Source organism: Psychrobacillus mangrovi (assembly GCF_037104765.1).
GTDB lineage: Bacteria > Bacillota > Bacilli > Bacillales_A > Planococcaceae > Psychrobacillus > Psychrobacillus mangrovi.
The window spans coordinates 265472-278577 of record NZ_JBAWSY010000001.1; the positions used below are offsets into that span (position 1 = coordinate 265472).

The 13106-nt window shown below is 33.7% G+C and carries 12 protein-coding genes and 1 riboswitch; of the genes, 6 read left to right on the plus strand and 6 right to left on the minus strand.

Annotated features, from left to right (window positions below; all coding sequences use genetic code 11):
• Positions 1-11: 11 nt before the first annotated feature.
• Complete coding sequence (locus WAX74_RS01365; protein WP_336495863.1) at positions 12-2120, minus strand: RNA degradosome polyphosphate kinase; 2109 nt, start codon at positions 2118-2120, stop codon at positions 12-14.
• Entirely contained in the window at positions 2117-3667 is a 1551-nt protein-coding gene (locus WAX74_RS01370; RefSeq protein WP_336495864.1) for a Ppx/GppA family phosphatase, read from the minus strand. The genes WAX74_RS01365 and WAX74_RS01370 overlap by 4 nt, the downstream gene beginning before the upstream one ends.
• Before the next feature lie 212 nt (positions 3668-3879).
• On the opposite strand from WAX74_RS01370, the gene WAX74_RS01375 reads away from it, so the two are divergent.
• The gene (locus WAX74_RS01375; protein ID WP_336495865.1) at positions 3880-5157 is read left to right on the plus strand and encodes an MFS transporter; all 1278 of its coding nucleotides are present in this window, start codon (positions 3880-3882) and stop codon (positions 5155-5157) included.
• A 462-nt stretch (positions 5158-5619) separates the two neighbouring features.
• Here WAX74_RS01375 and WAX74_RS01380 read toward each other — a convergent pair whose 3' ends face one another.
• From WAX74_RS01380 to WAX74_RS01390, 3 genes are all read right to left on the minus strand, one after another.
• Positions 5620-6195 (minus strand): YitT family protein, encoded by a 576-nt coding sequence (locus WAX74_RS01380; protein WP_336495866.1) that lies wholly within the window; start codon positions 6193-6195, stop codon positions 5620-5622.
• A 100-nt stretch (positions 6196-6295) separates the two neighbouring features.
• A complete protein-coding gene (locus WAX74_RS01385; protein ID WP_336495867.1) occupies positions 6296-6778 on the minus strand; it encodes a PaaI family thioesterase in 483 nt (160 codons plus the stop codon).
• Positions 6779-6806: 28 nt separating this feature from the next.
• On the minus strand, positions 6807-7586 hold the full coding sequence (locus WAX74_RS01390) for a carbon-nitrogen family hydrolase (protein WP_336495868.1): 780 nt from the start codon (positions 7584-7586) through the stop codon (positions 6807-6809).
• Positions 7587-7671: 85 nt separating this feature from the next.
• Here WAX74_RS01390 and WAX74_RS01395 point away from each other — a divergent pair, with 85 nt between their 5' ends.
• Positions 7672-8835, plus strand: coding sequence for a pyridoxal phosphate-dependent aminotransferase (locus WAX74_RS01395; protein WP_336495870.1), 1164 nt, complete (start codon positions 7672-7674; stop codon positions 8833-8835).
• 40 nt (positions 8836-8875) lie between these two features.
• Here the strand turns inward: WAX74_RS01395 and WAX74_RS01400 are convergent, their stop codons facing one another.
• On the minus strand, positions 8876-9376 hold the full coding sequence (locus WAX74_RS01400) for a PPC domain-containing DNA-binding protein (protein WP_336495871.1): 501 nt from the start codon (positions 9374-9376) through the stop codon (positions 8876-8878).
• Positions 9377-9526: 150 nt separating this feature from the next.
• Positions 9527-9638: riboswitch (SAM riboswitch) on the plus strand.
• 94 nt (positions 9639-9732) lie between these two features.
• Between WAX74_RS01400 and WAX74_RS01405 the strand changes: the two genes are divergently transcribed.
• The 4 genes from WAX74_RS01405 to WAX74_RS01420 are packed head-to-tail and all read left to right on the plus strand — an operon-like array spanning position 9733 to position 13098.
• Positions 9733-10560 carry a MetQ/NlpA family ABC transporter substrate-binding protein gene (locus WAX74_RS01405; RefSeq protein ID WP_336495872.1) on the plus strand — a complete coding sequence of 276 codons (828 nt, stop codon included), beginning with the start codon at positions 9733-9735 and terminating at the stop codon, positions 10558-10560.
• A gap of 59 nt (positions 10561-10619) precedes the next feature.
• Positions 10620-11639 (plus strand): methionine ABC transporter ATP-binding protein, encoded by a 1020-nt coding sequence (locus tag WAX74_RS01410; RefSeq protein ID WP_336495873.1) that lies wholly within the window; start codon positions 10620-10622, stop codon positions 11637-11639.
• Positions 11636-12307: a methionine ABC transporter permease gene (locus tag WAX74_RS01415; RefSeq protein WP_336495874.1), complete on the plus strand. Its 672-nt coding sequence runs from the start codon at positions 11636-11638 to the stop codon at positions 12305-12307. Before WAX74_RS01410 ends, WAX74_RS01415 begins: the two co-directional genes overlap by 4 nt.
• A gap of 14 nt (positions 12308-12321) precedes the next feature.
• A complete protein-coding gene (locus WAX74_RS01420; protein WP_336495875.1) occupies positions 12322-13098 on the plus strand; it encodes an enoyl-CoA hydratase/isomerase family protein in 777 nt (258 codons plus the stop codon).
• The last annotated feature ends 8 nt before the right edge of the window (positions 13099-13106 follow it).

Genomic DNA, 13106 nt, shown 5'->3' on the forward strand with positions numbered 1-13106 from the left:
CTTTACAGTGGTTATTTTAATTGGAGTACATTTAGTTGTGTAGCGTTTTCGAGTAGTTGCTGTTGACTGTTAATTCTTTTGCCTACTGCTTCTCTATAATGATATTCCCCATTAGAATCTTGTATTCTTGCTTTTGCAGAATCATTCCGTTCCAAGTTTAGAATATCCATGACCCTTCTTTTTATGTTAGGTGACAGGATCGGGAATAAAATTTCCACACGTTTTACCATATTTCTCGTCATCATATCTGCAGAAGACAAGTATAACCTAGATGCTCCATTTCGGTGGAACCAGTAAATGCGGGAGTGTTCCAAAAATCTTCCGACTATACTAATTACCGTTATATTTTCACTGACTCCAGGAATTTGAGGTCTTAAACAACAAATCCCTCTAACGATTAGCTCTATTTTTACTCCAACCTCAGAAGCTTCATACAACTTTAATATTAAATCCTTATCCGTTAAGGAATTCATTTTAAGAATGATATGTCCATTATGAAAAACTTTATGATATTCCATTTCTTCATCAATTAAATATAGAAATTTATCTCGAATATCATATGGAGAAACGACTAATTTATTATAATCTGGCTTATCGGTATAGCCACTTAAGAAATTAAAGAATTGAGTTGCATCTTGACCTAATTTTTTGTTTGTCGTAATTATACCCATATCTGTATAAGAATTGGCTGTTTGATCATTATAATTTCCAGTGCCTAAGTGTACAAATTGTTCAATCTTTTTATCTCTTCTACGCACCACAAGCGTTATTTTAGAGTGGGTTTTTAAATTATGCATACCATATATCACTAAACATCCTGCTTTTTCCAACTCTTTTGCCCAATGTACGTTATTTTCTTCATCAAAACGAGCTTTTAATTCAACTAAAACCGTCACTTGTTTCCCATTCTCAGCAGCTCTTTTTAAAGCTTTAATAATTGGCGAATCTCCGCTGACACGGTACAAGGTTTGCTTAATTGCTAAAACAGTTGGGTCATCTGCTGCCTTTTCAACAAAATCAACAATTGGTTGAAACGATTCATAAGGATGATGAAAGAATAAATCTTGTTTTAATGCTTTCATATAAATATCCTCGTCCGTAGCAATGTCCTGTGGAGGTTGAGGTATAAATGACTCATAAAATAGATGGTCATATTTCCCTTCAAACCACTTAATAAATGAAAACAAAAATGTAACATCCAATGGTCCTTCTATTTTATAGACATCTTCCAAGGATATCTCTAACTCATCTAACAGATAGTGTAGAATTTTCTGCTTTATTTCAGATGATTTAACCTCTAGTCTACTTACAGCTCCCCATTTTCGTTTCTTTAATTCTTTTTCAATCTCAATTAATAAATCACGGGCACCTTCCTCATGAATGGTTAAGTCCGCATTTCGAGTAATACGGAAGGGGTTTGCATGTTTAATATGGTATCCATGAAACAATTTATGTATGTTTTCGATAATGACATCTTCTAATAATACAGCCGCGAAAGAATCATCTTTCGTAGAAACCTCAATAAATCTTTTTAAGACGGAAGGAACTTGAACAATAGCAAATTTGGATTGCTCTATCATTTCATTTTTATCGTCTTCGATCATGACTAAAATATTCATTGTTTTACTTAGTAAAATCGGAAAAGGTCGGTAAGCATCAACAGCTATCGGAGTTAACACAGGAAAAATTTCTTCTTCGAAAATTGTATGTAATTCTTGTATTTGTTCTTGGGATAATTGAGCATAAGATAATAAGGATATTCCTTCTTTAGGTAACTTCTTCTCTATTAAATCTTTATATATCTTCATCTGTCTAGCCACAAGATTTCTTGAAATGTTGGAAATTTCCTCAAGTTGTTGTTTAGGAGTTAAACCAGCTTTATTTTCAGGTTTGTTAAAACCAACTCTTACTTGATCCTGTAATCCTGCTACTCTTACCATAAAAAATTCATCCAAATTTGAACTGAATATCGCTAAGAACTTTAACCTTTCAAGTAGAGGATTCGTTTCATCCTCAGCTTCTTGTAAAACCCGTTCATTAAAGGCAAGCCAGCTGATTTCTCGATTATTATAATAAGCATAGTCATCAAATCGATGATCTTCTGTACTCTCCAAACTCATGTTGCTTTCTCCTCCGAAATCTTAAATTCTACCAGTACATCTTTACTACAAATTTTTCCTACGTGTTTTTTTAATTTTTCTGCTTGATATTTTTCTAGCATATAATTGTTAGAAACTACAAAAGTAATCGTTATTTCACTTGCTAAATTTTCTAGTAAAACATCATTAATCGTAGACCTACTGAGTATATCTAGCCCTTTTGTAAACTTAAACAATGCTCCAATATCGCGTAATTGTTTAAACTCTCTTTCATTCAAATAGGATGGTAAGGAATTTACGTAACGTTTAAAAGTATCTCTATTTTGATAAGAAGCAAGTAAGGCAAATTTTAATCGTTCTTCGTTAGATATACCGTCAATGGACAAATTCGTTATTAAGTAAAATGTATGCTGACTAACTGCATCTTGATCTATATGTTTTCCAATATGATAAAGTTGATATGCATAAAACAAAAATTCATCATTTTCAATTGGATCAATATATTTCCAATGTACAAAGGACAAGTAAATCTTTTGAAATATGTCGTATAAATGTGAAACTTCCTCTTCATTAACATGAAATTTACCTAATATATGACGAATTGATTTCTTAGTCACTTCATTCTTATTAAAATCTTCCGGAAATCTTTCAGCCAACTGAGAAAATATTATTCCTTCACGCAAACCTTTTTTACTATAAACCATTAAAGGAGCATCCACTACTTCCATAAATGTACGAAAAGTTTCTAACGCAGGAACGATAATATCTGAACGATCACTTGATAAACCGTCTATTTTTTTCAATCCATCTAAAGAATATTGCGCAAACATAAAACTAATCTCTTGCAAATCTTCATTTTTCAATTCATATTGGTGTATTCCATTTAAAGGAAAACTTTTCCTTTGTTGATCAACAAGTGCTAAGTTTCGTGCACTTCCTCCAATTGTAACAATGGGAACATGTAACTGATTTAACCACCCTAAAGAATGGAACTGTTCGCTCACATATTCTATTAGTTCTAACTTTTCTTCATGAGTAATGGTTGTCCCTTTTATAAACTTTCCTTTTAATGAAACAGCCCCAAAAGAGAAGCTATGAAAATGAATAATTTTTTTATCTTTAAAATACGTTACCTCAGTACTTCCACCACCCATATCTATTGTCACAGCATTGGAGATATTAGTAGAATGGATTACTGCAAAGTACCCGAAATATGCTTCTTGCTCTTCAGATAAAATTTGTAGATTGAATCCTACATCATTTTTCACGAGTTCTAGTATTTCCGTTTGGTTTCTTGCTTGCCTAATTGCTGCAGTAGCTGCAACAAAGACATCTTTAACATGTATATCTAATAATATTTCTTTAAATTTGGTCAGTGTATCAATTAAAACATTTATACCATCCGCACTTAAATTTCCATTTTTCATTATATACATACTTAATCTTGCTACCGTTTTAAAATTATGATGTTCAACAAGACCTTGAGAGGAATTGTAGCTATACACAACAAGACGTATTGTGTTTGAGCCAATATCAATAATTGCTTTTCTTTCTGTTTTTATTGTCATATAGCTTCCCCCTGCTCTATTACTTATTTTAATAGCATTTTACGTAACTCATTGTTAAGTTTTTGTAAAGAAATATATTAAGAAAATTCGGAATTTAATTTATTATACAACAACCTATATTATTGTAAAAATTAAGTAATTTTTTCGTGTATTATACCGTAATGATTTTCATTCATGTACAATATTAGTAATAAGAGGGGGAATAATAAGAGATGGGGAAGTTTACAAAACAAGAGAATAGTTGGGCCCTTTATGATTGGGGTTCTTCAGCATACTCAATCATAATTACCACTGCAGTATTTCCAATATTTTATAAATCTTCTGCAACTGCTGCGGGTATTGATGGAGCTGATTCGACTGCGTATCTAGGTTATACAATTGCTATATTTACATTTATTTTAGCTATGCTCGGTCCAATTTTAGGTTCCATCGCAGATTATCGGGGTATGAAAAAGAAATTTTTTACTTTTTTCTTTGCACTGGGGGTTGCCTTTACTGCATTACTTGCCTTCGTTCCATATGATAATTGGTTACTATTATTAATTTGCTATACTTTAGCAGCACTTGGAGCTACAGGGGCAAATGTTTTTTATGATGGATTTATTGTAGACGTAACGACGGATAAACGGATGCACACAGTTTCAGCGAGAGGCTACAGTTTAGGTTATATTGGGAGCACTATTCCCTTTTTGATCAGTATTGTTATTATATTGTTAGCAGGAAAAGAAATAATTCCTCTTTCAAGCATTAACGCTAGTCGGATAGGATTTCTTATTACAGCAACTTGGTGGATTGCGTTTTCCATACCTTTATTCAAAAATGTTCATCAAATACATTTTATTGAACGGGATGGGAATCCAGTTGTTCAAAGTTTTAAACGATTAGGCAATACTTTTAAAGAAATACGACAATACCGTGCATTGTTCTTATTTTTACTAGCATACTTTTTCTATATTGATGGTGTCGGTACAATTATTAGTATGTCTACTGCTTATGGTACAGATTTAGGACTAGACACGACAGGATTACTACTCGTCCTTTTCGCTACTCAGGTAGTAGCTGCTCCATTTGCTATATTGTTCGGTAAACTCGCAGGTAAATTTTCTGAAAAGAGAATGCTTTATGTAGGTATCATAATTTATATCATCGTATGTATTTATGCAGTTTTCTTAGAAACAATTGTAGATTTTTGGATATTAGCTATGCTTGTTGCAACTTCCCAAGGTGGTATACAGGCATTGAGTAGATCATACTTTGGAAAACTAGTACCGAAAAAGAATTCTAATGAGTTTTTTGGATTTTATAATATTTTTGGCAAGTTTGCTTCTATCATGGGTCCCTTGTTAGTAGCATTTACTGCCCAATTTACAGGAAAATCTAACTACGGTGTGTTTAGTTTAGTTATCTTGTTTATCATCGGTCTTATCATATTATCGAGAGTACCAGAACCAAATGAAGTAGTACCAGTTGATGAAGTTCCTGCATCCTAATATCAAGAGACATGCTTAGCGTGTCTCTTTTATTATGGCTTTGAAAGGGATGTGCGACAGCTTCACGCTACGCAGAGAAAATCTCAAGGGAATCTCAGAAAATCTCGGAGTATCTGAACCTTCGAAGAGGATATATTGCTCCACCTCGGATTATTTATAAACGGTTAACTACATTGAAGATGGGCAAAGATTTGAACGTGGATGACTCAAGTAGGCAGCGTGTCAATTGGACTCTCTAAGAACGACACCTTTCAATAATAATACATTTACCAAATGCTATACTATCCTTATCATAAATAAGTGCGATCACTATTAATTTAACACTTGTCAAATTGTTTAAGAATAGCCTTTTTATATCCTTTTAATTCAACTTCAAGAAAAATAATAAACGCAAAAGATTCTCACCTCCTCGACTTCTTTATTCCCTTCTTAAACAATGACTTCTCGAATTATTCTTTCTTCTTAATATTTTTTAGCTAAAAGAGTTGTAGTAATACCTACAGAAAGTACAGTAATGCAGGAATACAATAATGATACGGAATCCACTAGAAGGCTCCCGAAGACTACGACTAAAATATCAATTGATAGAATCCCTAAACCGGGATTAATGTGTAACACTTTTGAGATCATCTGAGCAAGCAAATCTGTACCACCAATCGTTATGTCAGATCGAAGCATTAAACCAATTCCTAAACCTACAAAAATTCCACCGCTTATTGCACCTGCCAATTCATTCGTAATTAATTTCTGCCCTGCAATATGTAAAGGATATAAGAAATCAATAATCACCGAAGAAAATAACAATCCATGAATACCATTATAAAAAAATGTTCGATAGTTCATCCAAGCGATTAAAAATATCGGCAAGCTAACACAAATAATAGCAATCCCAACTTTTACGTTAAATAAATAATGAATGATTAAACTTATTCCAATGGCTCCACCGTCTAATAGATGATAAGGAACAATAAAAAAGTTGATTCCAATTGCTATTAAAATACTTCCAATAAAAATAATAAGAGATTTTTGTAAAAACATAATCATCACCTTTCCGCATATAAAAATATATGTTTATAAAATGAAAAAAACACAGGAAAAACTAATCCTGTGTTTTTTTAATCTCTTTTTAGATAATATATTATTTTGATTGCGCAAAAGTTGTCGGCATAACAACAGCAATTACTTCCCCTTTAGCACAAAGTACGTCACCTGCATATACTTCAGTTGACACTTTCCATTTCTTAGGATGAATCTCTTCAACTGTACCTTTTGCTTTTAGTAATACTTTTTGCGGTGTTGGTTTTAAGAAATCGACATGCAAAGAGCCTGTTACGAAACGGGGTGGAGCTTCGCCACTTCCTGGCTCGTGACCATTTCTTCGATGTAAAGCAAGAGATGCAGATCCTGTCCCATGGCAATCTACTATTGCTCCTATTAAGCCTCCGTATACAAATCCCGGTATTGCAATATGTTTTTCTTTTGGTTCATAAACTGTTTCCGTCTGGTCCCCATTCCAGTACGTCCGTAAATGATACCCATGTTCATTTAATCTCCCACATCCATAACACCAAGCAAAATCATCTGGATAATCATCCTGTATAGCTCGAATGTTTTCCTCCATCTCTCTTATTCCCCCTTGTAATTTTAGATTACTTATATAATACTTCTCTTCTATCTTGAAATATAGGAATTCTTTTTCGAACATCTTCTATCTGTTCTATATCAATATCCACTAATTGAACCGTCTCTTCATTCTCGCCTACCCATAAAATTTCACCCCATGGAGAAATTACCATGGAATTACCATTAAATGAATTGTTCGGATTACTTCCAACACAGTTTACAGCAATAATAAAAATTTGATTTTCAATTGCTCTTGCTTGCAACAATATTTTCCAGTGATCAATACGGATATCCGGCCATTCTGCGGGAATAAACATAACCTTTGCACCATTTAAGGTATGAACCCTCGTCCACTCGGGAAACCGTAAATCGTAACAAATAATTCCCCCCATTTCTATTCCATCTAATGTAAATAAGTTTTTTTCATTACCTTCTTCAAAATAATGATGTTCATCCATTAATTTGATTAAGTGTACTTTGTTATATTCGGAAATAATCTCTCCTGAAGAATTGGAAACATACATTGTGTTGTAAAATTTATCTCCTTTTTTAGTTGAAACAGACCCTCCAACAATATGAATATTTAATTCTTTGGATAATCGAGAAAATAATTTTTTCGTATTTTCTCCTTCTAAATCTGCAATTTCTTCTAGTCTTGTCAAATCGTAACCAGTATTCCACATCTCTGGTAGCACAACAATCCTAGCCCCTAAGGATGCAGCTTCTCTCACTTTTTCCTCTACCTTCAGAAAATTTTCTTTTGGCGCACCAAACACAATATCTAATTGAACACATGCAATTTTCATTTCGCCACCACCTATAGACATAATACTTAAAAGATTATAAGATTTGTCTAATCTATGCAACTAATTAGAAAAAGAGGTATCGCACATGGAATTTTCAAATCGATTAAAAAGTTTACCCACTCAATTTTTTGCAACACTAGTTCAAAAAGTAGCACTCGCGGTGTCAGAAGGAAGAGATGTTATAAATTTAGGACAAGGAAATCCAGATCAACCTACTCCTGAACATATTGTAAAAGCTCTACAAGATGCTGCAACAAATCCAATAGCACACAAATATTCTCCTTTTCGAGGAATAAATGAATTAAAGCAAGCTGCTGCAGATTTTTATTTACGAGAATACAAGGTAGAAATAAATCCAAATACCGAAGTGGCTATTATGTTTGGAACAAAGATAGGTCTAGTTGAGTTACCATTAGCTATGATGAATGAAAATGAACTTCTGCTCTTACCAGATCCAGGTTATCCAGATTATTTATCGGGTGTCGGATTAGCAAGTGTCCGTTTTGAAACAATGCCCCTGCTAGAAGAAAATAGTTTTCTTCCTGATTACAGTAAATTAACAGAAAATCAAAAACAAGACGCTAAGTTAATGTATTTGAATTATCCTAACAACCCTACTGGAGCTACTGCAACGAAAGAATTTTTTGAAGAAACTGTTAAGCTTGCGAAAGAATCAGATATAGCAATAGTGCACGATTTTGCTTATGGAGGAATTGGCTTTGACGGCAAAAAACCAATTAGCTTTTTAGAAGTAGAAGGTGCAAAAGATGTTGGTATAGAAATGTATACTCTATCTAAAACTTATAATATGGCCGGATGGCGTGTTGGTTTCGCAGTTGGGAATCCTAAAATGATTGAAGCAATCAATATTATTCAGGACCATTTATTTGTCAGCCTGTTCCCTGCAATACAAACTGCTGCTGCTGCAGCACTCAACGAGAGCCAGGAATGTGTAGATGATCTTGTTTCTTTGTATGAAGGAAGAAGAAATGCATTAGTAGAAGCTTGCTCAAGAATAGGATGGAATATCAAAGCACCAGAAGGCTCCTTTTTTGCATGGTTGCCAGTTGCAATAGGTTATACAAGTCAAGAATTTGCAGACTTACTTTTAGAAAAAGCAGATGTCGCTGTAGCTGCTGGGAATGGTTTCGGATCCTTTGGTGAAGGCTATGTTCGTGTCGGCTTATTAGTGGATGAAGTTCGATTGGTAGAAGCCATTAATCGTATTGAAAAGCTCAATCTATTTTAAAATAAAACCCGATTTACTTTTGTAAATCGGATTTTATTTTTTATATTCTATTTGGAGATGTTTTATTGGAATCCACTGGGTAAAACTGGTTAGTCCCTGTTTCCTCATCAAACTTACGATGAAACCCCATTCCAGTAACTTCAGCTAAAACTACATCTACTGTAATGTCAGGGTTTTCTCCTTTCATAAAATGACCTCCAAAAACGTTGCCATGTTGATCACACATAGACCCGTGAAAATGAGTTTCGTAGTCCCCATCTCTTTTACACACCACACCTGTTCCCTGTAAAAATTCTATTGGTCCCTCGTTTACTATAAGGTTATTATATCCAACTCCAATTTTAGAAGTTTCATTCGGAACAAGATAGACAAAACCACTTCTTTGAAAACTTCCAAAACAACTAATGATAGTTGCATATTCAATGCAATTTTCTTTGCATAATTCCTCTATTCCTTCAAGTAAATCTGTTCCATAAACAAGTCTTGCTCCAACAATTTTTCCAAACTGACCGGTAGCATAATTTGCACTTACTAAAGACATAAAATTCATCATCCCTGCATATTTATTTATTGATAATAACTTTAAACTAACCAGACTGAAAATTTCAACTAGAAAAAATTTGTTGACTTTAATAAGTTGATGTAGTAAATTAACTTTTATGGAATAGCTGAAAAATTAAATAGCTTTTATCTCTTATCAAGAGTAGCTGAGGGACTGGCCCGTTGAAGCTCGGCAACCATCTACATTATTTTATGTAGAAAGGTGCTAAATCCTGCAAAACAATTGTTTTGGCAGATAAGAGAGGACAATAGTATTTTCGTGTGCCTCTCTTTCTGTGAAAGAGAGGCTTTTTATATTTATTCAACGAAAGTTATAAATTATAGGAGGAAAATGAAATGAAAAAATTTGGTTTACTTTTATCAACTGTACTTTTATCTGGAGCGCTAGCAGCATGTGGGGATAGCTCAACTGATGGAGATAAAACAGAAGCATTAAATGAAAAAAAATTAGTTGTAGGGGTTACAGCAGGACCACATGAACAAATCGTTGAAGTTGCAAAAGAAGTAGCTGCAAAAGACGGACTAGAAATTGAACTAAAAGTTTTCTCTGATTACATACTTCCAAACACAGCACTATCTGAAAAAGACCTAGATGCTAATAGTTATCAGCATGAGCCTTTCTTAAATACTTTTAACGAAGACCATGGAACAGATTTAGTACCTGTTGGGAAAACAATTCTAAATCCAATGGGAGTTTACTCAGACAAATTTGACTCAATAGATGATCTTCCAGACGGAGCAACTTTTGGGTTACCTAACGATCCAACTAACGGCGCTCGCGCACTATACATTTTAGAAGAACACGGCCTAATCAAAATAAAAGAGGATAAAAGAGAAACTGCTTCCATCTATGATCTAGAAGAAAACCCAAAAAATTTAAAATTCATTGAGCTAGAAGCAGCACAAATTCCTAAACAGTTAAGCGAAGTTGATGCGGCAGCAATTAACACTAACTTTGCTTTAGATGCTGGTATTAATCCAAAAGAAGATTCTATTTTACTAGAGTCATCTAATTCACCATATGTAAACTACATTGTTGTACGCGCTGAGAATAAAGACGACCCAACGATTCAAAAGTTTGTTAAAGCTTATCAATCAGAAGAAGTTAAAAAATTCATCGAAGAAGAATTTCAAGGTTCTGTATTACCTAGCTGGGAAGAGTAGATGATATTCGGAAACGTTACCGACCTCGGTAACGTTTTCTTTAGAAAGGAAGGCAAACAATGATTGTTTTAGAAAATATATCAAAAGAATTTAAAAGTAAGAATGGCATTGTAAAAGCAGTAAATAATGTCAATATACATGTGAAAAAAGGCGAAATCCATGGAGTAATTGGATATAGCGGTGCTGGAAAGAGTACACTCATTCGTTGCGTTAATCTTCTAGAAAAACCTACTGAAGGTAAAGTTTTTATAAACGGAAAGGAAGCAACCTCCCTCCCCCTTCCAAAACTAAGAGAAGTTCGGAACAAAATAGGAATGATCTTCCAAGGTTTCAACTTGTTAAAAACAGCGACAGTTTACGATAATATAGCTATCCCTCTGAAACTTCTTGGGTATGATCAAACAGAAGTAAAAACAAGGGTAAATAAATACTTAGAAATTGTAGGCCTGACGGATAAACATAATAACTATCCAAATCAATTATCAGGTGGTCAAAAACAAAGGGTTGCTATAGCACGTGCTCTTGCACAAGAACCAGAAGTGTTATTAAGTGACGAAGCGACAAGTGCGCTTGATCCTGAAACAACTGATTCTATCTTGGAACTCTTATTAAAAATTAATAGAGAATTAGGGATAACAATTTTATTAATCACGCATGAAATGAATGTTATTCAAAAAATTTGCGATTATGTATATGTAATGGAAAATGGAGAAGTAGTTGAACAGAATTCAGCTATTAATCTATTCACTAAACCAAGTCACACAACCACTAAAAAGTTTTTAAATACAATTAGTCAGCGAAATTTACCTCCTACTTTAATCTCACAATTAAATGTTAGTGGAGCTGTTACACGTTTAACATTTGTTGGAGAAAGTACAGGTAAGCCTCTAATCGCAGAAGTTAGCCAAAAATTCAATGTTCAGCCAAATATTTTAACTGCTAATATTATTGAGTTAAAAAATGGGATCGTTGGTAACATTGTCATTCATTTGATTGGTGTTCAAGATCAAGTAAATGCAGCAATAAAATTTTTGGAAGATCACGGCGTTGGCACTGAAGATTTGGAGGGACAATCATGAGCAGATCCGAACAGTTTATAGAGCAATGGTTACCGATTATCGGAAAATCAGTGATTGAAACATTCCAAATGGTTGGCATTTCATTGTTTTTCTCTGTTTTAATCGGAATTCCTTTAGGAATTTTAATCGTATTAACTAGACCAGGTCAGGCATTACAAAATAAAATTTTATATCAAATTAGTAATTTAATTATTAACATAGTACGTTCAGTACCTTTCATCATTTTACTATTTTTCATACTTCCTTTTACGAAAATAATTGTTGGTACTACAATCGGTGTTAAAGGAGTTATAGTTCCATTAGTTATCTATACTGCTCCATATATTGCACGCTTAATGGAATCTGCCTTACTTGAAGTAGAGAATGGTGTAATTGAGGCCTATACAGCGATGGGAATTAAAACAAGATCGATTATTTGGCATGTACTGTTAAGAGAAGCCCGCCCTTCTATCATTTTAGGATTAACTATATCAACAGTTAGTTTAATAGGCGCAACTGCCATGGCTGGTATGGTTGGAGCTGGAGGACTTGGAGATTTAGCCTACCGTTTCGGACATTTACGTTATGAAGTTGATGTCATGTACGCTACTGTCTTTATTTTAATTATCCTCGTACAAAGTATCCAATCAATCGGTAATAGATTAGCAGCTAGATTGAAGAAAGATTAATCGGAGGTTTTCATATGACTAACTATTTGTATGTTGAGCGCAACGGTTCTATCGCTACCCTCATTTTTAATCGTGCAGAGAAGAAAAATTCTTTTTCTCTTGCTATGTTTCAAGAGCTAGGTAATATCTTAGATGAGCTCGAAGATGATTCTAAAATAAAATTATTAATTTTAAAAGGTGTGGACGAAAGAGCATTTTCATCCGGTGCAGATATTACGGAGTTCCTTGAAAATCGTTTTTCTGCACAAAAAGCTAAAGATTATAATGATGCTACTTTGGAATCTATTGAAAAACTATATCGTTTTCCTAAACCAACAATTGCTCTTATTAAAACATTGGCAATTGGTGGTGGATTAGAGTTAGCTAATTCTTGTGATTTTAGGTTTGCTACTTCTGGCAGTAAGCTAGGAATCACTGCTTCTAACATCGGTATTATATACAACTTAACTAGCACCAAGCGGTTAGTAAATCTAATTGGCCCATCAAAAGCAAAAGAACTACTTTATACTGCTAATTTAATCTCTGCTGAAGAAGGAAGAGAAATAGGTTTAATTGATTATGTATATCCAATGGATGAGATTGAAGAGAAATGTCATGAGTTTGCCGAACAAATTATCCGTAAATCTTCTGTAGCAAATAATGGTATCAAGCAAGTAATTCAATCGATTATAGACGGTGAGAATGAAGAAACGAAAGAAATAGAACAACTAATTTTAGATTCATTCAGTTCGGAAGATTATAAAGAAGGAATTCAAGCATTTTTAGAAAAAAGAAAACCCAATTTTTCTTAAGAGGTGAG